Here is a 20,522-nt window from a genome sequence, read left to right as displayed (position 1 = left end):
GCCCCGAAAACCCTGCTGCGCGCTTCGCAGCGAATCCCTCTCCGCGTGAAGCAGGATGCCCTCCGAAGCCGTAGCGAAGGAGGGCCGCTAGCCCCGAAAACCCTGCTGCGCGCTTCGCAGCGAATCCCTCTCCGCGTGAAGCAGGATGCCCTCCGAAGCCGTAGCGAAGGAGGGCGCAACCCCTTGGAACGGTTGCAAAATCAGGTTGGCATATCCTTCCTCGCGAAGGAGGATGTACTCCGATGCCTTGGCGAGGGAGGGCCGGTTCGTGTGGTATGTGTACCTGCTGGAAAGCAAGAGCGCGGAAGGCGAGCGCTATATCGGTGTGACCTCGGACCTGAAGCGACGGATCGCCGAGCACAACGCCGGAAAATCCAGCCATACGTCCAAATTCCTGCCGTGGCGGATCGTGACCTGTATCGCCTTCTCGAACCAAGCCAAGGCGACTTCATTCGAGCGTTATCTCAAATCCGGTTCCGGGCATGCTTTTGCCAGCAAACGCCTCTGGTGAACATCCGCGGCTGCTCACGTGATCGTGCAAAAATCAACGATTTTCCGAAATAATATCGCAATCTCAGCTACTTACTACAGAAACACACGGCGCCAACTCCGCTCTTTTGTTCGATTCTGACTGGAGGTCAGAAAATGAACATCAAGAGCCTGCTTCTCGGCTCCGCTGCGGCGCTGATCGCAGTTTCCGGTGCGCGCGCCGCCGACGCCGTCGTCGTCGCCGAGCCGGAACCCGCTGAATACGTCAAGATCTGCGACGTCTACGGCGCTGGCTACTTCTACATCCCCGGCACCGAAATCTGCATGCGCATCGGCGGCTATGTCCGCTATGACATCTCCGCTGGTGATGCTGGTGCGTTCACCGGTGCTCGTTACCGGGACTCTTTGGACTTTTTCGATAAGGGCGAGGACAACGAAAACGACGGCTATTTCAAGCGCGCTCGCTTCACGCTGAGGACCTATACCGGCCAGGAAACCGAGATGGGCACTTTGAAGACCTACACCGAGACCCGCTTCAACTGGGGAAGTGGTTATAGCGCAGAACCCGACGCCGGCTTCTCCAGCTTTGGCAGCCAGGGCGTTTCGCTGAACTTCGCCTGGATCCAGCTTGGTGGTCTCCGTGTCGGTAAGGACGAAACGGCCTTCAACACGTTTACCGGCTACGCTGGCAACGTCATCAACGATACGCTGGTTCCCTATGGTGGCTTCGACACCAATGTCATCCAGTACTATTTCGACGCCGGCAATGGCTTCTCGGCCGTAGCTTCGTTGGAAACCGGTGAAGGCTTTGATAATCCGGATGTCGGCATCCACGGCGGCCACGACTCCATCGACAGCTATGTTCCGTATATCGTTGGCGGTCTCAAATACACGCAGGGCTGGGGCTCGATTTCAGGCGTCGCCGCCTATGACAGCACCTGGGAAGAGTGGGCCGGCAAGGTTCGCCTCGACGTGACGCCGATGCAGAACCTGACGCTGTTCCTGATGGCCGGCTACGGTTCGGACGACAACATCGACCGCAACTTCTACAAGCAGTGGAGCGGCAACTGGGCAGTCTGGGGTGGTGGCACCTACACCATCAACGAGAAGACCTCGTTCAACCTTCAGGTTGGGTATGACGAAGGGGAGAATCTCGGCATCGCGGCGAATATCGCCTACGACATCGTGCCAGGCTTCACGATCACGGCCGAAGTCGACTACTTGAACGCCGGCAAGTTTGGCGAGGCCGACTTCGACAACTGGACCGGTGCCGACGACGACAGCAACATCGGCGGCGTCCTCCGCTTCCAGCGCTCGTTCTAAGGGCTGGACTTAAGGCAAGTGAAATCCAGCCCGGGCGCTTCAACGCCCGGGCTGTTTTTGTTTTCGCGACTGGTGGCAAACAGAAGGAAAAGGGGGTTCGGTAGCTGAACAGGGTTGTGGAACGATGTCGTTGGGATCCGCCAACTGGTGGATGAGATCGGCCGCAACGCTTAAAACTCTTGAAAGGGCACCGCCAAGCAGGTAGGTCTAGACCTATCCACTCGGGGGTGTGGCGAATAATGACGAACGATGCGATTCAAGAGGGAGGAACCTCTGATCATTTTTCGATGTTTTCTTCTCAGACTGCAAAGATAAAATACAGCTATAACAAGATACGAGAAGTAAAGTCGCATAGGATCGGGGAACTTTTTTCGGCATACCGGGATATACTTTGGGATGATGGGCGGCATAAGTACAATGTCAGCTCGTTCATCGGCGAAATAGACGAGATTCTCCTTGGGGAGCGTTTCAGCGCCTTTGACCAAAGCACCCTCGACAACCTTATCGGCACCTTGCGCCAGCGCGGCAACAGCAACGCAACCATCAACCGGAAGATGGCTGCCCTCAGCAAACTGCTGCGCAAGGCTCACAAGATGGGAGATATCCACAGCCTGCCCGAGTTCCGCCGCCAGAAAGAGCGGGCGGGACGGATTCGTTTCCTCGAAAGGGACGAAGAGGCCCGGCTGTTTGCCGCCATCAAAAGCCGCAGCGAGGACGCTTATCGGCTTTCCGTCTTTCTCGTCGACACCGGCTGCCGCCTCGGCGAGGCGCTGGGCTTGATCTGGAACGATATCCAGGAGCACCGCGTCAGTTTCTGGATCACCAAGTCCGGCCGCAGCCGCACCATCCCGATGACCGAGCGGGTAAAAGAGGTGATCAAGCTACCGGCCACCGAGGGCCGCCGGCCCAAGGGTCCGTTCACCAAGCTCAGCCAGGCGCAGTTTCGCGCCATCTGGAACGATGCCAAGGCCGAGGTCGGGCTTGGCGCCGACGATCAGGTCGTGCCGCACATATTGCGCCACACATGCGCCTCGCGTCTCGTCCAGGGCGGCATCGATATCAGGCGTGTGCAGATGTGGCTCGGCCACCAGACGCTGTCGATGACCATGCGCTACGCCCATCTGGCCACCAACGATCTCGACGGCTGCGTCACTGTGCTGGAGACGCCGCGGTGCAGTGGCGCGGACAGCGGCGGCGCAAGTCCTTTGTCCTCTCCACCTTCGGCAAGGCGGGAACCAAAAAGCGAGCCGGTCGCAAGCAAGGCACCAAAGCCCGCGAAGAGAAGCGCCAAATCCTGACGGTTTGGGTGGTCTGGCGTAAGTCGGTCGACCTGACGACGGATTGCAGGCCAACTCATCAAGTCGGCGCTGCCCCTCACCCTTACCCTCTCCCCGTGAAAAACGGGGAGAGGGCAGTTCGTCAGCGTTGCGGCCGTCTGTCCTTCTCCCCGTCACTACACGGGGAGAAGGTGCCGGCAGGCGGATGAGGGGCGGCGCCGACATCCAACAATTATTCTCCGGAACGCCAGAAGAGCTGTTAATCGCTGCCAGAATGCTTCACAGGTACAAGATAAGGCAGAGATTTACTTCAACTTACCGTGGTTTTACTTCCAACCGCTCCGCCGCTCCACCCGATCGAAAAAACCAGCGATCCTGCCCGGCAGGATCCCGGACTCCAAAAACGGTGCATGCCCCTGGCCGTCAGCGGTGATCGTCTCGATATCGGTATGGCGCGTCCGCATCTGCTCGAGCGTTTCGGCGGACAGCAGCTTCGAGTTGGCGCCGCGTATGACGAGCATTGGGATGGCCGCCAGCGCGTCGAACTGTGGCCAAAGATCGGGCATCGGCCGGCTGGGATCGAGGCCCGCCAGCGTATCGACCAGTTTCGGATCGAAATCGGGCAGAAATCCCTCCTCGGTCTCGCGGTAGAGGGCTGACGCCATCCGCTCCCAATCCGCATCGGTCAGCGCCGCAAAATCGGCGCCATGGGTGCTGCGCAGGCCGCGGACCACCTCTGCGTACGCCTTCGGCCTGGGCGCGGGGTCGAGATAGGAGCGGATATGGGCGAGCCCTTGCGTCTCGATCACCGGGCCGATGTCGTTGAGGACGACGGCCTTCAGCACGGCCGGCCGCATCGCCCCGAGCACATGGATGATCAGTCCGCCGCGCGACGTGCCGATGAAGGCAGCCTCCTCGATGCTCAGCGCCGCCAGCCCGGCGAGAATATCGCCAGCTTCGATGCCGATATTGTAATGGCCGATATCGGCATCGTAGGCGGACTGCCCGCGCCCGCGATAGTCGAAAGCGACGACCTTGCGCTTCGCCTGCGTCGACAGATAAATCGCCAGCTCGTGAAAATCACGGCAATTGCGGGTCAGGCCGGGCAGGCAAACGACTGGCCAGCGGCCGGAATTCGCTTCGCCGTAGATGCGGGCGTGCAGGGACAGCCCGTCCGGCGCGGCGTAGAAGAAATCGGAGAAACCCTGCTCGGTTGCCATGTGGACTCCGTTCCTCTCGCTGCTGGCTTGTTTCAACTGCTACAGGCGAGGGGCCGGTAGGGTCAAATAGGGGAGGCGCCGAAGTTGCAGGGTCCCTCAAGGGGGGGATTGGCTGTCATCGTCGCTTTCGCCAAGTTTCGTCGGATGCAGAAAGGCACTGTCCACGAAGCTGCCGATCTCCCCCTGGTGGGACCCTTGGGGAGATGTCCGGCAGGACAGGGCGGGCCGCTGTCCGCCAACTCGACGTCCGGAACTTTCAAAGCCTGAAACAAAAACCCGCCTCGTTGGGCGGGTCGTCGGTGCGAATCAGCACCATATTTAAATTAGTAGCATAGCTGCCGGCACAAAGCAAGAACAAAATACGCTGTGACCGGCAAACCTGGCTTGAAGCCCGGCCGTCACCCCCGGCCGTTCACCAGATCCCCGACAATGTCGTACTTGCCGGAGATACGCATCTTGTAGACCTCATAATTCTCCATCACGCGCTGGACGTAACTTCTTGTTTCCGTATAGGGAATCCGCTCGATCCAGTCGACGACGGCATCGACGTCCTTGCCGCGCGGATCGCCGTATTTCGCCACCCACTGGGCGGCGCGGGCGGGGCCGGCATTGTAGCCGGCGAAGGTCAGCACGTAGGAGCCGTCGAAACGGCCGAGTTGCTCGCCGAGAAAGGCAGCGCCCAGCGTTGCATTGTAGCCGGCATCGGTGGTTAGCCGGGCCTGAGAAAATGTCATGCCGGCCTTCTTCGCCAATTGCTTGGCGGTGCCTGGCATTAGTTGCAGCAGTCCGCGCGCGCCGGCGCTGGAGATTGCGCCGATGTTGAACTCGCTTTCCTGGCGGGCAATCGCATAGGCCAGCGCCTTGCCCGAGCCGGAGATGTTGGCGGTGTCGGGAATGACGCCGAGCGGATGCGACAGCGCGCCGACATCGATGCCGCGGGCGCCGGCGATCTTGCCGATCTTCAGCGCCATGAAATGGTTGCCTTGTCTTTCCGCCAACACCGCAAGCAGCGCCAGTTCGCCGGGGTTGTTCAGCTGCCCGGCGAGGTCGCGGTAGAGCGTCTCGGCATAGCGGTCATAGCCGGCCTCCTGCAGCCGCTTGATGGCGCTGACCGCCTCGCGGGTGGCGAAATTCTGGCGGTCGGCGGCACTTGGCTGTGGGTAGACGATGTTGAGGGTCTGCCGGCCGACGCGCTCGCCGGCGAGCTGGCCGTAAAAGGTCGTGCCGTAGCTTGCGGCGCGGCTGAAATAATCCTTGGCATTGCCGGGGCCGCCGACTTCGGCGGCGCGGCCGAGCCAATAATAGGCGCGCGACAGCGACATCGGCCCTTGGGCGAGCTCCGCGATTCGCGCAAAATGCTTGGCGGCGATGCTCGGGTCGTTGAGGCCGCGCAGCGCGTACCAGCCTGCATGGAATTCCGCCTCGGCAGCATTGGCGGGACTTTCGGCGGCATGCGCGGCGACTATTCTGTAGGCGGTCTTCATGTCGCCCTGGTCGACCAGCTCGCGCGACAGCACCCGGCGCTCGACCCACCAGGCGTCCGGATCGACCAGAGCGTCGCGGTCGCCCGGCGCCTTCATCACCAGCGCGGCGGCGTCGGAAAATTTCTGCTGCTTGCGCAGATATTCGGCTTCGGCAAAGAGATAGCCGGCCGCCCGCTGCGCTGCCGGCACCGCCTTCAGCAGCTTGGCCGCGTTCTTGTCGCCTTTGGTGACTGCCGCCCAGGCATCGGCCAATTGCTGGGCGCGGGCGAGACCGGCGACGCGCAGCGCCGAAGCGACCCGGTCGGCATAAAACATCCGCTCCATGCGGAAGCGATGGTCGGCCGCCGGAATCAGCGCGCCGAACTCGCGGATGACCGCCGCCTCGTCCCCGGCTTCGAGCTTTTCGGTGCGCCAGCATGGCGACAGCACCGAGCGCGCCGCCTTGGCATCGCCCAGCGCTACATAGGAGCGCGCCAGGATCACCACGCCCTCGAAGGTCAGCGGCTGGCTGCCGTCGAACGCCCGCACCACGATCTGCGGCGTCGGGTTCTCGCGATAGAGCGCGCGCTCGCTGTTCTTGCGCAAGGCGATCGTACCCGGCCAGTTCGGCAGCATTTTTGCCGCATCGGCGATGTCGCCGCTCGGCACCTGGTCGCCGCCATAGAGCGCGATCGCCCAGGCAAGGATGTGCCGGTCGAGTGATTTGGCCGGCAGCGCCTCGCGCACCTGGCGCGCGCGCGCAATGTCGTTTGCCGCCAGCGCATCGAGACCGCTCTTCAGCGCCGCGACGCTGGCGGACGGCGACTGCTGCAGCGCATCGTTCTGCGGCTCGGTCATCGGAATCGCCGACGTGACCTGCACATCGACGCTGCTGCCGATCGCCGCGCCGGGAATCAGCGCGACGATCGCGCCGATAAGCGCGAAAAGATGAGGCCGCCTGATCGGCATGGATTTGGTCATCCCCGTTCTTCGACGCTACAACAGGCACAGATGAATTGAAGCCTATTCGTCTGTGATGAAGGGCCCGTAAAGAAAACCCTATCGAGGTCGTTCGAATTGCAATTGCCGGCGCAATGCTTGCCGCGCAACAATGTCGAGACTATGGTGCGCCGCTTCGCTTTCAGCTAGAAGGCGCGCACGACAAACCCGAAAGTCCCCAAGGAGTTGGACGACATGCTGAGAGGCTCGCTGACCGCGCTCGTCACACCGTTTGAAAAGAGCGGCCGTTTCGACGAGAAAGCCTTTCGCGCGTTCATCGCCTGGCAGATCGCCGAGGGCACGACGGGCGTGGTCCCGGTCGGCACCACAGGCGAGTCGCCGACGCTGTCGCATGACGAGCACCGCCAAGTCGTCAAGGTCTGCATCGAGGTCGCCAAGGGCCGGGTTCCTATCGTCGCCGGCGCCGGCTCCAACAACACCGAAGAGGCGGTTGGCCTGGTCCAGTATGCCGAGAAGGCGGGCGCCGACGCGGCCCTTGTCGTCACGCCCTATTACAACAGGCCGACGCAGCGGGGTCTCTACGCGCATTTCGCCGCCGTCGCCAAGGCGACCAGCCTGCCGATCATCATCTACAACATTCCACCGCGTTCGGTGGTCGACATGAGCCCGGAGACGATGGGGCAATTGGTGCACGACTTCAAGAACATCGTCGGCGTCAAGGATGCCACCGGCAAGGTCGAGCGGGTTTCGGAGCAGCGCGCCACCTGTGGCAAGGATTTCATCCAGCTCTCCGGCGAGGACGCCTCGGCCCTCGGCTTCAACGCGCATGGCGGTGTCGGCTGCATCTCGGTGACGGCAAATGTCGCGCCCAGGCTCTGCGCCGAATTCCAGGAGGCAACGCTTTCCGGCGACAGCGCCAAGGCGCTCGACCTGCAGGACCGTCTGTTGCCACTGCACAAGGCGATTTTCCTGGAACCCGGCGTTTCCGGCGCGAAATATGCGCTGTCGAAGCTGGGCAAGGTCGAGAACGTGCTGCGCTCGCCGCTAATGACGGTCGAGCCGTCGACCGCCGAGAAGATCGACGCGGCGATGAAGCACGCCGGCTTGATAAATTAGGGATGAGGCGCCACCTCTCCGCATCATGAATCAAGTCAGAAAAGCCGATCCCAACAACAAGACCGTTGCGGAAAACCGCAAGGCGCGGTTTTCCTATGAGGTGCTCGACACGATCGAGGCCGGCCTGGTGCTGACCGGTACCGAAGTGAAGTCGCTGCGTCAGGGCCAGGCCAACATCCAGGACAGCTATGCCTCGGTCGAGGGCGGCGAGATCTGGCTGATCAACTCCTATTTGCCGGAATATCTGCAGGCCAACCGCTTCAACCACGAGCCGCGCCGACGCCGCAAACTCCTGCTCAACAAGCGCGAGATGGCCAAGCTGTCGCAGAGCGTCGACCGCGAAGGCATGACGCTGGTGCCGCTGAAGATCTATTTCAACGACCAAGGGCGGGCGAAGGTGCTGCTCGCCGTCGGCCGTGGTAAGAAGCTGCACGACAAGCGTGAGACCGAAAAGCAGCGCGACTGGTCGCGCGAGAAGGGCCGGCTGCTGAAAGAGCGAGGGTGAGCAGAGGTCCGCGAAGCGGACGAAAAGCCAGTGATTTGGCTTTTCGAGCGACGAACGCCCGGAGCCATGGCGGAGGGCAGGGCGGACCAATAGGGATAGGTCTCGTTTGAAAAACCGGATCGTCTTGTGGGGCGCGGCCGGTCTGCTCCTGGCGGGCCTCGTCCTGGCCGGCGGCTATGCCTACTTCCAGACGTTTTCTCCGGACCGCGGCAAATATCCGGTCAGGGGCATCGACGTTTCCCATCATCAGCGGCAGATCGACTGGCGGCGTGTTGCCGCCGACGATGTCGCCTTCGCCGTTATCAAGGCAACTGAAGGCGGCGACCATGTTGACGATGCCTTCGCCGCCAATTTGCGTGCGGCCCGCGCCGCCGGCCTTGCCGTCGGCGCCTATCACTTCTTCACCTTCTGCAGGCCGGGTGCCGATCAGGCACGCAACTTCATCTCGGTGGTGCCGCGCGATCAGCCTTTGCTGCCGCCGGTGGTAGACATCGAGTTCGGCGGCAATTGCCCGCAGCGGCCAACTCCCGAACAGCTGAGCGCCGAACTCTCAGCCTTTCTCGGCCCGGTCGAAGCAGCGTTCGGCAAGACGGCGATCCTCTATGTGACCGACGAGGCCGCGCAAGCCTATGCCGGACAGATAGCCGGCCGCCCGCGCTGGCTGCGTTCGCTGGCGCTGCGGCCAGGCCATGACGACTGGATTTACTGGCAGTACCACAACCGGGGCCGCGTCGACGGCATCAGCGGCGACGTCGACCTGAATGTTCTCCAAGGCGGGCCGGCGACGCTGGCCGCGTTGTTTGCCGCAGCGCCTGAAGCGACGGCGTCGGATTGACGCTATTCCTGTCCGGCGAGAGCACCCTCAGTGGCGCGATGACGGGAACGACGAAGTCTTCCCCAATGTGGCTATTCATATCGCAGGCGGCGCCGTGCTAAGTACAATTGATGCCGGAGCGCCCTTCATCAACCAATGACAGCAACGCCCCACCTGCTGCGACGGACGGCGGCGACCCCCGCTTGGCATTTGTCTATGCGGAGGCAGTGCGTGGCCTCCAACACCAGCAGGGCGTGGTTGAAAGTCTCAATACGCGCGCTGGAAATCTGATTTTTGCAACTGCGTTCGCGAGTTCTCTCCTTGGAGGCAGGGCGCTCCTGGATGGCATAGGGCCTTGGGACTGGCTGGCGCTGACATTGCTTTTTCTTATCGGACTGCTGGTCGCGATTATGGTGTGGCCATATTATAATTATACGTTCCGTTTCGATCCAGAGAAGCTGCTCCAGGACTTCGTCGATCAGCATCCTTCCGCAACCATGGACGAAATGCACCGAGCGCTTGCGCTGCGTATCAAATCCGACATGGCCAGCAATTGGCGGATCATCCAACGCCTGCGCGTCGCGCTGCAGCTTGCATTGTTTCTATGGTTGCTGGATCTCCTGGCCTGGTTGTTCGCGATCACCCGAATCTAGGGTTTGTGCGCCGGCGGGCCTCGTCCAGCTCTCTGTCTTCAGAAAAGCTTCTATCTGACTGAAAACGTTGACGAACATCGCTTCCGTCAGTACGCCCGTGTTGGTGTTGTAGCGCGAGCAATGATAGCTGGAAAACAGCGCGATGCCATTGGCCTGCTGCTGCCCACCATGTCGGAACGGATAGGCCGCGACGCGCTGGCCGAGCGCCCGCACGGTCGACTGGTGCGCGATCGAGCCCAGCGCCAGCACGGCGCGCAGGTTTGGAAACCGCGCGATCGTCGGCACCAGGAACGTCCGGCAGGTCGCTATCTCGGCCCCAACCGGCTTGTTCTCCGGCGGCACGCAGCGCACCGCATTGGTAATCGCCGTACCGACAAGCTCCAGCCCGTCATCTGGTCGCGCTTTGAATTCGCCGCGCGCAAAGCCGTGCGCGATCAGCGTATTGTAGAGCAGATCACCGGCAAAATCGCCGGTGAAGGGGCGCCCCGTGCGGTTCGCGCCGCGCAGGCCAGGCGCCAGCCCGACGATCAGCAAGCGCACCGCATCCTCGCCTTCCGGCGGCATAAAGGTCGGCACTGGCGCGTTGAACCAGGACGGCTCGCGCTGCCGCCACTCGGCGATGAAGTCGTGCAGCCGCGGACAAAGCGGGCAGTCGCGATCGGGTTCGGGAGAGACGGCCAGGGGCGCGGTCAAGGCAACGACCGTCAATAGTCTTCCTCGTCGACTTCGGCCGGCTCGGGCCGGCGTACCGGCCGCTCCGACGGATCGCGGCCGACTTCATTCTTGAGCGCCATCAAGTCGATGAAATGGTCGGCCTGGCGGCGCAGATCGTCGGAGATCATCGGCGGCTGCGATGCCATGGTCGAGACGATCGAGACCTTGCGCCCGCGCCGCTGCAGCGCCTCGACCAGCGTGCGGAAATCGCCGTCGCCCGAAAAGATGACATAATGGTCGACGACGTCGGCGAGCTCGAGCGCATCGACGGTCAGCTCGATATCCATATTGCCCTTGATCTTGCGCCGGCCGGTCGAGTCGGTGAATTCCTTGGCTGGCTTGGTCACCACCTTGAAGCCGTTATAATCGAGCCAGTCGATCAGCGGCCGAATCGAGGAGTATTCCTGATCCTCGACCAGCGCGGTGTAGTAATAAGCGCGCAGCAGATAGCCGCGTTTCTGGAAGCTCGACAGAAGTTTGCGGTAGTCGATGTCAAAGCCCAGCGCGCGCGAGGTGGCGTAGAGATTGGCACCGTCGATAAAGAGAGCGATTTTTTCACGAGGATCGAACATGGAAAAATGTCCTTTTTCGAAATAAGCGGTCGTCTAAATGCGTGGCGACTATCGGCCGGTCTGATAATAGACCTGTTGGCCTTCATCGTTCGAGATAACGCCAGTTTTACGGCAATCCAAGGCACCATGCGGCACCGCAAGCAATTGTGATCGGCGCTGCGTCGTCGCAGGCGGCCCGCGTCAGAGCTGGGCACCGCCATAAAAGCTTGTATTTTGGCGGCGTTCGGGTTATGGACCGCGCCTGTTTTCCATCAAATCCAGGCATGAAAGGGGCAACTCATGGCCCGCGTAACCGTTGAAGATTGCATCGACAAGGTCGACAACCGCTTCGAGCTGGTGCTCCTGGCCGGCCACCGCGCCCGTCAAATCAGCCAGGGCGCGCAGATTACCGTACCTCGCGACAACGACAAGAATCCGGTCGTTGCGCTCCGCGAAATCGCCGACGAGACGCTATCGCCGGACGACCTCAAGGAAGATCTCATCCATTCGCTGCAGAAGCATGTCGAGGTCGACGAGCCGGAAGCCGATGGCGAGGCGATTGCCGACCAGACCGGCAGCACTGTTGCGGCCACCGATGCCGACGACGCCGAGGACAACGTCACCTTCGATCGCATGACCGAAGAAGACCTGTTGGCCGGCATCGAAGGGCTGGTACCGCCGGAAAAAAGCGACGATTATTGATCTTAGCAACAACTGCCGACACTTTCGCGTCGGCAGTTTCGTGGCTATCTATGACATGCGCCGTACGCCAGTGCGGCGCATGATTCATTTCAGCATTGCGAGATCCCGCCATGATGCGTCAGTATGAGCTTGTCGAGCGCGTCCAGCGCTACAAGCCTGACGTCAACGAGGCGCTGCTCAACAAGGCCTATGTCTACGCCATGCAGAAGCATGGCCACCAGAAGCGCGCCTCCGGCGATCCCTATTTCTCGCATCCGCTCGAAGTCGCCGCCATCCTCACCGAAATGCACATGGACGAGGCGACGATTGCCGTTGCCTTGCTGCACGACACGATCGAGGACACCACGGCGACCAGGGCCGAGATCGACGAATTGTTCGGTCCGGAAATGGGCAAGCTGGTCGAAGGCCTGACCAAGCTGAAGAAGCTCGACCTCGTCTCGAAGAAGGCCGAGCAGGCGGAGAACCTGCGCAAGCTGTTGCTGGCGATCTCGGAAGATGTGCGTGTGCTTCTGGTCAAGCTCGCCGACCGCCTGCACAATATGCGCACCCTCGACCATGTGCCGGAAGCCAAGCGCCTGCGCATTGCCGAAGAGACGATGGACATCTACGCGCCGCTGGCCGGCCGCATGGGCATGCAAGGCATGCGCGAGGAGCTGGAGGAGATCGCCTTCCGCTTCATCAATCCCGAAGCCTACCGCGCCGTCACCGCGCGGCTCGCCGAAATTTTCGAGCGCAACAAGGGCGTGCTGTCCGAGATCGAGAAGGCACTGTCCACGCTGTTCGACAAATATTCGATCAAGGCCGAGGTCAAGAGCCGGCAGAAGAAGCCGTGGTCGGTGTTCCGCAAGATGGAAGCCAAGGCGCTGTCGTTCGAACAGCTGTCCGACATTTTCGGTTTCCGTGTCGTTGTCGAGACGGTCGAGGACTGCTACCGCGCGCTCGGCGCCATCCACACCACCTGGTCGATGGTGCCCGGACGCTTCAAGGACTATATCTCGACACCGAAGCAGAACGACTACCGCTCGATCCACACCACCATCGTCGGCCCGTCGCGCCAGCGCGTCGAATTGCAGATCCGCACCTACCAGATGAACAAGATCGCCGAATACGGCGTCGCCGCTCATTCGATCTATAAAGATACCGGCGGCAAGATGAATGGTGCCGCCCATGCGATCTCGAAGGAGACCAATGCCTATGCCTGGCTGCGGCGCACCATCGAGCAGCTTGCCGAAGGCGACAATCCCGAGGACTTTCTCGAAAACACCAAGCTGGAACTGTTCCAGGACCAGGTGTTCTGCTTTACGCCGAAAGGCATGCTGATCGCGCTGCCGCGCGGCGCCACGCCGATCGACTTTGCCTATGCCGTCCACACCGACGTTGGCGACACTTGCGTCGGCGCCAAGGTCAATGGCCGCATCATGCCGCTGATGACGGAGCTGAAGAACGGCGACGAGGTCGAGATCATCCGCTCGAAGGCGCAGGTGCCGCCGGCGGCGTGGGAATCGGTGGTCGTTACCGGCAAGGCGCGCTCGGCCATCCGCCGTGCCACCAAGAACGCTATCCGCAAGCAATATTCGGGTCTCGGTATCCGCATTCTGGAGCGCGCCTTCGAACGGTCCGGCAAGACCTTCACCAAGGAAAACCTGAAGCCGGTGCTGCACCGGCTGGCACGCAAGGACATCGAGGATGTACTGGCCTCGGTCGGGCGTGGCGAACTTGCCTCTACCGATGTCATGAAGGCGGTGTTTCCCGACTACAAGGACGAGCGCGTCACGCTGGTCGCGCCCAAGCAGCGCGAGGAGGGCTGGTCGAAGATCCGCAACGCCGCCGGCATGCTGTTCCAGATTCCGGGCCGCGCCGCACGCAAGGACAAGAACCAGCCGCGTGACGATGCGGTGCCGATCCGCGGTGTGCGCGGCGATCTGCCGGTGCGCTTCGCGCCGGAGGGGGCGGTGCCCGGCGACCGCATCGTCGGCATCGTGCAGCCGGGAACCGGCATCACCATCTATCCGATCCAGTCGCCGGCGTTGCAGGCCTTTGACGACCAGCCCGAGCGCTGGATCGACGTGCGCTGGGATATTGACGAGCGCACCAAGGAGCGGTTCCCGGCGCGTGTCTCGGTCACCGCCATCAACGCACCGGGTTCGCTGGCCGACATTGCGCAGGTCGTCGCATCCAACGATGCCAACATCCACACTTTATCGATGGTGCGCACCGCGCCCGATTTCACCGAAATGCTGATCGATCTCGAAGTGTGGGATCTTAAGCACTTGAACCGGCTGCTGTCGCAGCTAAAGGACAATTCGAGCGTCAGCGACGCGCGACGCGTGAATGGGTGAATAGTGAATAGTGAATAGTGAATAGTGAAAGAGGGTGCTCTCACTACTATTCACCATTCACTATTCACCATTCACTATTCACCATGACATGGAGCGAACGATGAATACCGACGAAGTGCTGGGCATTTTCCGCGAGGCCGGCGCCGTTCTCGAAGGGCATTTCATCCTGACGTCCGGCCTGCGCAGCCCGGTCTTTTTGCAAAAGGCGCGCGTTTTCATGCATGCCGACAAGACCGAGCGCTTGTGCAAGGCGCTGGCCGAAAAGATCCGCGCTGGCGTTCCCGGCAGGATCGACTATGTCGTCGGCCCGGCGATCGGCGGGCTGATCCCGGCCTATGAGACCTCGCGCCATCTTGGTGCGCCGGCGATCTGGGTCGAGCGGGAAGGGGGCGAATTCAGGCTCCGCCGTTTCGAAATCGCCAAGGGGTCGCGCGTTGTCATTGTCGAGGATATCGTCACCACCGGCCTGTCGATCCGCGAGACCATCGACTGCCTGCGCGGCCTTGGCGCCGAAGTCGTTGCCGCTGCATGCATTATCGACCGCTCGGCCGGCAAGACCGATGTCGGCGTGCCGCTGATCGCGCTCGCCGAATACGAGGTTCCGGCCTATCCGGCCGACAGGCTGCCGCCCGAGCTTGCCGCCATACCGGCGATCAAGCCGGGCAGCCGCAATTTATAACGGAGCCGCCGCCGTGATCACCGGCATCGATCATTTCGTGCTGACAGTTCGTTCGGTAGACGATAGCTGCGCCTTCTATCAGCGCGTGCTTGGCTTCAAGCGCCTCGACGAGCCGGACCGACCAACGGCGCTGCTGTTTGGAACGCAAAAGATCAATGTGCATGAGGTCGGGCGCACCTTCGAGCCGAAGGCCAAGGCGCCGACTCCCGGCTCTGGGGATTTCTGTCTCGTTGCCGCCCGGCCGCTCACCGAGATATGCGCCAGCCTCGCGGCCAACGGCGTAGCCATAGAGGTCGGCCCGGTCGAGCGTATCGGCGCCCGTGGCCCGATGATGTCGGTCTATTTCCGTGACCCGGACGGCAACCTCGTCGAGGTCAGCGAGTATCGTTCCTGAGTGGCGCTCCTCAAATTCGCCGCGATCATGCCCTGTTCAGAATGGCGATACCCAAGGCTGCCGCAAGTGGCGACCGAGCGGATGCCGTCGGCCTCGTTGTTCTTCGGCTAGCACATCGCTATATCAAAGTCGTAGTTGCCTTTCGGTGACCGCAAAGCGCAGCATAGGGCTGTCGGGCCCCGGCTGGGAAAAGCCGGCGCGAAGCCATTGATGGAACTAGGAACAGGAACAGAGTGCTTTTTCGACGGCGCAAGCCTGATGGTTTTTTCGAGCGGGTGCGTACTTATCTGTGGCCGCGCCGCTCGTTCTCGCGCTCGCTGCGGTATTTTTCCAAGCGCATCCTGCGGCTTAGGGCCACGCCGCATGCCGTGGCCGCCGGTGTTGCGGCGGGCGTATTCGCGTCGTTTTTCCCGCTTGGCTTCCATTTCATCATTGCCGCCATCCTGTGCTGGCTGATCGCCGGCAATCTGGTCGCGGCAGCACTCGGCACGGTCTTCGGCAATCCCCTGACCTTTCCGCTGCTATGGGCCGCCTCCTGGGAGGTCGGCAAGCTGATCCTGCATGAACACCTGCCGGCGCATGGCCCACCCGCGCATCTCGGCGACATGCTGCATAATCTTTCCTTTGCGCAGTTGTGGGGACCGGTGCTTAAGCCGATGACCATTGGCGCAATACCGCTTGGCTTGGTTTTCGGCCTGCTGTTTTACGGCATTACCCGCTGGGGTATGGTCACTTTCCACGAGCAGCGCCGCAAGCGTCTGGCCGAAAGAGCCGCAAAGGCTGGAAAAACCGGGCCGGAAGTTCCTGCCGAATGATTATCGGTATCGGCAGCGACCTCATCGACATCAGACGAATTGAGAAGTCGCTGGAACGTCATGGCCAGCGCTTCATCCAACGCATCTACACCGAGATCGAACAGGCGCGCTCCGAAAACCGCGCGGCGCGTGCGGCCTCCTATGCCAAGCGTTTCGCTGCCAAGGAGGCCTGCGCCAAGGCATTGGGCACCGGTCTGGCGCAGGGTGTGTTCTGGCGCGACATGGGCGTCGTCAACCTGGCCAGCGGCAAGCCGACCATGGCGCTGACCAACGGGGCGGCAGCGCGGCTGGACGAAATCCTGCCTGAAGGGCACCGCGCCGTGATCCACCTCACCATCACCGATGATTTTCCGCTCGCTCAAGCCTTTGTGATCATTGAAGCGTTGCCGGTCGAAGAAGCGCCACATTGATTGCATCTGACGACCGGCATGACGTTGCCCAGCGCGCGCCGAGACTCTATACCATCCAACGCACAATCGAGGACGACATGAGCGTGGCTGAAAAAACCCAGAAGAAATCCGGCGGACTTGGCGAAACCGTCAGCGTCATCGTCCAGGCCCTGCTGCTTGCGCTGGTCATCCGCACGCTCCTGTTCCAGCCGTTCTCGATCCCGTCCGGTTCGATGCGGCCGACTTTGCTCGAAGGCGACTATCTCTTCGTCACCAAATGGTCTTACGGCTTCTCCCGCTACTCGCTGCCGTTCGGGCCGAACATCTTTTCGGGCCGCATCTGGGGCTCCGAGCCGAAGCGCGGCGACGTGGTGGTGTTCAAGTTTCCGCCGGACCCTTCCGTCGACTATATCAAGCGCGTCGTCGGCCTGCCGGGCGACAAGATCCAGGTCAAGGATGGCCAGCTCTTCATCAACGACGTCGCTGTGCCACGCGTCAAGGTCGGGCAGATCGACAACCACGACATCACCGAGGAGAACGGGCCGGTCGATGTCTATCGCGAGACGCTGCCGAACGGCGTCACCTACGACACGCTCGACCTGACACAGGCTTCGATCGGCGACAACACCAAAGAGTTCAAGGTGCCGCCCGGTCACTATTTCATGATGGGCGACAATCGCGACAACTCGTCCGACAGCCGCTTCACCGTCGGCTTCGTGCCGGAAGAGAATTTGGTCGGCCGCGCCAACCTCATCTTCTTCTCGATCGGCGGCAGCGCCAGCCCGCTCGAAATCTGGAAATGGCCGTCGCAGATGCGCGCCTCGCGCCTGTTCCATTTCGTCAATTAGGACCATGGCGGCGACAAAACGGCTGACCGCCGATGCGCTCGCCGAGGCGCTCAAGGAGCGCACCGGCCACAGTTTTGGCGACCACCAACGCCTGCAGCGGGCGCTGACCCATGCCAGCGCTCGCGGCAGTCATGCCGGCATCGACTACGAACGCTTCGAATTCCTGGGCGACCGCGTTCTCGGCCTTGTCGTTGCCGATATGCTGCTGGCGGCATTTCCCGACGCTGCCGAGGGTGAGCTGTCGCTCAGATTGAACGCCCTGGTCAACGCCGAGGCCCTGGCGGGAATCGCCGAGGAGATCGGCCTGCCGGAACTCATTCGCGCCGGTTCGGACGTACGCGGCCTCGATGGGCGCAAGCGCGTCAATCTGCGCGCCGACGCACTGGAATCGCTCATCGCCGTGCTCTATCTCGACGGCGGGTTGGAAGCGGCCCGTGCCTTCATCCACAGGTACTGGCAACCGCGCTCACAAGCCATCGACGCCGCCCGCCGCGATGCGAAGACCGAACTTCAGGAATGGGCGCATCAGGCGGCAGGCGCGGTGCCGGTTTACATAATCGACAGCCGCGAGGGACCGGACCACGATCCGCTGTTCACCGTCAGCGTCAAGGTCGGCGCCTATCCGCCAGCGACCGGCAGCGGGCGCTCCAAGCGCGAGGCGGAGCAAGCTGCAGCCGCGGCACTTCTGCAGCGGGAAGGCGTCTGGCTCAATCAAGGGAGTGCCGCATGACCGCCACCGAAGCGCCGGCAACAGAAGCTCCCGCTACCCGCTCCGGCTTCGTCGCGCTGATCGGCGCGCCCAATGCGGGGAAATCGACGCTGGTCAACCAATTGGTCGGCGCCAAGGTATCGATCGTGACGCACAAGGTGCAGACCACGCGCGCCATCGTGCGCGGCATTGCCACCCACAACAACGCGCAGATCGTCTTCGTCGACACGCCGGGCATATTCAAGCCGAAGCGCCGGCTGGACACTGCGATGGTGACCACAGCCTGGGGCGGTGCCAAGGACGCCGATATCGTGCTGCTCTTGATCGATGCCGAGCGCGGCATCCGGGGCGATGCCGACGCCATCCTCGAGCGGCTGAAGGATGTCCGGCAGCCGATGGTGTTGATCCTCAACAAGGTCGATCGGGTCAAGCACGAGACGTTGCTGGCATTGTCGGCGGCAGCCAACGAAAGGGTGCCGTTCAAGCGCACCTTCATGGTTTCGGCGCTGACCGGGTCCGGCTGCAAGGACCTGCTCGACTATCTCGCCGAGGCCTTGCCGGCCGGACCCTGGTACTACCCGGAAGACCAGATCTCCGACCTGCCGATGCGCCAGCTCGCGGCCGAGATCACCCGCGAAAAGCTCTATCTCAGGCTGCATCAGGAACTGCCCTATTCCTCCCACATCGAGACCGAAAAATGGGAAGAGAAGAAGGACGGCTCGGTGCGCATCGACCAGACCATCTATGTCGAGCGCGACAGCCAGAAGAAGATCGTGCTCGGTCATAAGGGCGAGACGATCCGCGCCATCGGCCAGGCCGCGCGCATGGAAATATCAGGCATACTCGAGCAGAAGGTGCACCTCTTCCTGTTCGTCAAGGTGCGCGAGAACTGGGGCGACGATCCCGAGCGCTACCGTGAAATGGGGCTCGAATTTCCGCACTGAGCCTGTTTGGGCGATCCGCCGAGCGGCCTGTTGGCCGCCTCAGGATTACCCAAGTGCCAGCGACACGCCGTCGGCAAGATGTTCGGCATCGGAGGCGTTTTCGAAGGGGATGCCCGCTCTTGCATAGTCGAGCGGCGAGAAATTGGAGCCGTTGGCGCTGATCAGCGCAGCCTGGCGCCTTGCCGCCTGCATCTCGCCCAGCTGAGCGTAACAGGCGGCAAGCCGGGTGCGGATCCATGGCCTGGGTCGCGTCGCCAGCTCCAGCGCCTCGGCAGCCGTGCGGTATTCGCCCAGCATGTATAGCGCGAGCGCGCGATCGTACTGGTACCAATGAGGGTGCAGCGGGTTGATGCGGATGGCGCGTGCCAGCCAGGCGAGCGCGTCGAGCGGCCGGCCGCGCATCGTCAACAGATGCCCCATCTGCTCGATACAGTCCGTGTCGCCCGGATTGAGCTCGAGCGCGATGCGCAAATGATGCTCGGCCGCCTCGTGCTCACGCATATTGAGCCGTACCAGCGACTGGATGCGGTGTGCCGTTGCCTGGTCCGGCGACAATGCGATGCCCCGGTCGGCCAGGTCGCGGGCCTTCGTCAGAACGGCGTCGCTGGTGGGTCCGAATTCGCTGTTAAGCACATGCGACAGCGCCAGATAGGTGTAAGCGAGGCCATAGGCCGGGTCTCTGACGATCGCCGCTTCGAAAAACGCTGCCGCTTCTTTCAGTTCGCTTTGCGCCGGATCGCGCAGCAAAGCGACGCCGCGCAGCACCAGTTCATGGGCGGCGAGGCTGGCTACCGGCTGCCGCGAGGCACGTTGCAGGCCGGCATTGTTCACCCGAACCACCAGCCGGCCGACGATCTTTTCGACGATCTCCTGCTGGATGGCGGACAGCCCGGCGTAATCGGCCTGGTAGCGATCCCCCCAGAGCTGGGAAGCGCTGGCTGCGTCAACGAGATTGACCGCACAGACGATGCTGTCTGCGTGCCGGCGCACCGAACCCTCGATGAGATAATCGGCGCCGATGCGCGAACGCACGACAGGCCATTCACTGGGCGAATATGAGGCAAACGAGAAGCTCGAATTGCGCGCCAGGACCGTCAGCGTGTCGAAGCGGGCGAGGCCGTTGATAATGTCTTCGGCAATACCGTCGACGATCGCTTCGTCGGCCGGATCGGCGCTGTCATTGCGGAACCTGAGCACCGCCACGATCGGCTGTGCGCCGGGTTCGGGCACCGGTTCGATTTCAGGGATCAGCATGTAGCCGCGCTTCGATACGGTCCGTATCGTTTCCTCGCCGAGCACCTTGCGGATCTCGCGAATCGACTGCGTCAGCGAATCCTCGGTGACGAAAACACCCGGCCAGACCGCATCCATCAGTTCCGACTTCGGCACCACACGGCCGATATGGCGGGCGAGATGCGTCAGCAATGCGTAGGCTTTCGGCCGCAGGAAGGCCGGCTGTTCGGCCCGGCCGAGCGTACCTTTGCCCAGATCGAGCGTGAAACCGCCAAACTGAAAAACCTGGTCAGTGGCCGAACCCGCCATCGAGACGGCCCGCTCCCTGAAGCCGTGCCTTTATTGGCCTACGGCTGGAGGGCTGGGTCAAGGTCTGTCGCCGCCG

21 protein-coding genes are annotated in these 20,522 nt (G+C 62.1%); 16 read left to right on the top strand and 5 right to left on the bottom strand.

Features of this window, described 5'->3' with window-relative positions:
- Window positions 1-268: 268 nt before the first annotated feature.
- From NKG95_RS29855 to NKG95_RS29845, 3 genes are all read left to right on the top strand, one after another.
- A complete protein-coding gene (locus NKG95_RS29855) occupies window positions 269-511 on the top strand; it encodes a GIY-YIG nuclease family protein (protein WP_353005262.1) in 243 nt (80 codons plus the stop codon).
- Between the two features lie 134 nt (window positions 512-645).
- Window positions 646-1,812 carry a porin gene (locus NKG95_RS29850; protein WP_353043284.1) on the top strand — a complete coding sequence of 389 codons (1,167 nt, stop codon included), beginning with the start codon at window positions 646-648 and terminating at the stop codon, window positions 1,810-1,812.
- Between the two features lie 239 nt (window positions 1,813-2,051).
- Window positions 2,052-3,110, top strand: a complete 1,059-nt coding sequence (locus NKG95_RS29845; protein WP_502913996.1) for a tyrosine-type recombinase/integrase — start codon at window positions 2,052-2,054, stop codon at window positions 3,108-3,110.
- 305 nt (window positions 3,111-3,415) lie between these two features.
- Here NKG95_RS29845 and NKG95_RS29840 read toward each other — a convergent pair whose 3' ends face one another.
- Window positions 3,416-4,309 carry an alpha/beta fold hydrolase gene (locus NKG95_RS29840; protein WP_353043283.1) on the bottom strand — a complete coding sequence of 298 codons (894 nt, stop codon included), beginning with the start codon at window positions 4,307-4,309 and terminating at the stop codon, window positions 3,416-3,418.
- A 398-nt stretch (window positions 4,310-4,707) separates the two neighbouring features.
- Window positions 4,708-6,741 (bottom strand): lytic transglycosylase domain-containing protein, encoded by a 2,034-nt coding sequence (locus NKG95_RS29835; protein WP_353043285.1) that lies wholly within the window; start codon window positions 6,739-6,741, stop codon window positions 4,708-4,710.
- Between the two features lie 225 nt (window positions 6,742-6,966).
- On the opposite strand from NKG95_RS29835, the gene dapA reads away from it, so the two are divergent.
- From dapA to NKG95_RS29815, 4 genes are all read left to right on the top strand, one after another.
- Window positions 6,967-7,848, top strand: coding sequence for a 4-hydroxy-tetrahydrodipicolinate synthase (gene dapA / locus NKG95_RS29830; RefSeq protein WP_023719896.1), 882 nt, complete (start codon window positions 6,967-6,969; stop codon window positions 7,846-7,848).
- Between the two features lie 25 nt (window positions 7,849-7,873).
- Complete coding sequence (gene smpB / locus NKG95_RS29825; RefSeq protein WP_023719895.1) at window positions 7,874-8,353, top strand: SsrA-binding protein SmpB; 480 nt, start codon at window positions 7,874-7,876, stop codon at window positions 8,351-8,353.
- Between the two features lie 106 nt (window positions 8,354-8,459).
- On the top strand, window positions 8,460-9,188 hold the full coding sequence (locus NKG95_RS29820; protein WP_353043282.1) for a GH25 family lysozyme: 729 nt from the start codon (window positions 8,460-8,462) through the stop codon (window positions 9,186-9,188).
- Window positions 9,189-9,298: 110 nt separating this feature from the next.
- The gene (locus NKG95_RS29815; protein ID WP_353043281.1) at window positions 9,299-9,820 is read left to right on the top strand and encodes a hypothetical protein; all 522 of its coding nucleotides are present in this window, start codon (window positions 9,299-9,301) and stop codon (window positions 9,818-9,820) included.
- On the opposite strand, the gene NKG95_RS29810 is transcribed toward NKG95_RS29815, so the two are convergent.
- Both NKG95_RS29810 and NKG95_RS29805 read right to left on the bottom strand, forming a co-directional pair.
- Window positions 9,770-10,528: a uracil-DNA glycosylase gene (locus NKG95_RS29810; protein ID WP_353043280.1), complete on the bottom strand. Its 759-nt coding sequence runs from the start codon at window positions 10,526-10,528 to the stop codon at window positions 9,770-9,772. The genes NKG95_RS29815 and NKG95_RS29810 overlap by 51 nt on opposite strands.
- Window positions 10,525-11,106, bottom strand: coding sequence for a LabA-like NYN domain-containing protein (locus NKG95_RS29805; RefSeq protein WP_352848761.1), 582 nt, complete (start codon window positions 11,104-11,106; stop codon window positions 10,525-10,527). Before NKG95_RS29805 ends, NKG95_RS29810 begins: the two co-directional genes overlap by 4 nt.
- A 279-nt stretch (window positions 11,107-11,385) precedes the next feature.
- Between NKG95_RS29805 and rpoZ the strand changes: the two genes are divergently transcribed.
- From rpoZ to era, 9 genes are all read left to right on the top strand, one after another.
- Window positions 11,386-11,787, top strand: a complete 402-nt coding sequence (rpoZ, locus tag NKG95_RS29800; RefSeq protein WP_352481861.1) for a DNA-directed RNA polymerase subunit omega — start codon at window positions 11,386-11,388, stop codon at window positions 11,785-11,787.
- A 110-nt stretch (window positions 11,788-11,897) separates the two neighbouring features.
- A complete protein-coding gene (locus NKG95_RS29795; protein WP_023719889.1) occupies window positions 11,898-14,126 on the top strand; it encodes a RelA/SpoT family protein in 2,229 nt (742 codons plus the stop codon).
- A gap of 100 nt (window positions 14,127-14,226) precedes the next feature.
- A complete protein-coding gene (pyrE, locus tag NKG95_RS29790; RefSeq protein WP_023719888.1) occupies window positions 14,227-14,805 on the top strand; it encodes an orotate phosphoribosyltransferase in 579 nt (192 codons plus the stop codon).
- Between the two features lie 13 nt (window positions 14,806-14,818).
- The gene (locus tag NKG95_RS29785) at window positions 14,819-15,199 is read left to right on the top strand and encodes a VOC family protein (protein ID WP_352481860.1); all 381 of its coding nucleotides are present in this window, start codon (window positions 14,819-14,821) and stop codon (window positions 15,197-15,199) included.
- 233 nt (window positions 15,200-15,432) lie between these two features.
- Complete coding sequence (locus NKG95_RS29780; RefSeq protein WP_023677769.1) at window positions 15,433-16,014, top strand: DUF2062 domain-containing protein; 582 nt, start codon at window positions 15,433-15,435, stop codon at window positions 16,012-16,014.
- On the top strand, window positions 16,011-16,424 hold the full coding sequence (gene acpS / locus NKG95_RS29775; protein ID WP_023719885.1) for a holo-ACP synthase: 414 nt from the start codon (window positions 16,011-16,013) through the stop codon (window positions 16,422-16,424). The genes NKG95_RS29780 and acpS overlap by 4 nt, the downstream gene beginning before the upstream one ends.
- Before the next feature lie 77 nt (window positions 16,425-16,501).
- Window positions 16,502-17,251, top strand: coding sequence for a signal peptidase I (lepB, locus tag NKG95_RS29770; protein WP_023719884.1), 750 nt, complete (start codon window positions 16,502-16,504; stop codon window positions 17,249-17,251).
- 4 nt (window positions 17,252-17,255) lie between these two features.
- A complete protein-coding gene (rnc, locus tag NKG95_RS29765; protein ID WP_353043279.1) occupies window positions 17,256-17,981 on the top strand; it encodes a ribonuclease III in 726 nt (241 codons plus the stop codon).
- A complete protein-coding gene (gene era / locus NKG95_RS29760; protein ID WP_352814812.1) occupies window positions 17,978-18,904 on the top strand; it encodes a GTPase Era in 927 nt (308 codons plus the stop codon). The genes rnc and era overlap by 4 nt, the downstream gene beginning before the upstream one ends.
- A gap of 45 nt (window positions 18,905-18,949) precedes the next feature.
- Here the strand turns inward: era and NKG95_RS29755 are convergent, their stop codons facing one another.
- Entirely contained in the window at window positions 18,950-20,446 is a 1,497-nt protein-coding gene (locus NKG95_RS29755) for a winged helix-turn-helix domain-containing tetratricopeptide repeat protein (protein WP_353043278.1), read from the bottom strand.
- Window positions 20,447-20,522 lie beyond the last annotated feature (76 nt).

The organism is Mesorhizobium sp. M1423, from assembly GCF_040317575.1.
GTDB lineage: Bacteria > Pseudomonadota > Alphaproteobacteria > Rhizobiales > Rhizobiaceae > Mesorhizobium.
The sequence above is the reverse complement of the archived record's forward strand: the minus strand, read 5'-3'. Positions and strand labels throughout refer to the sequence as shown.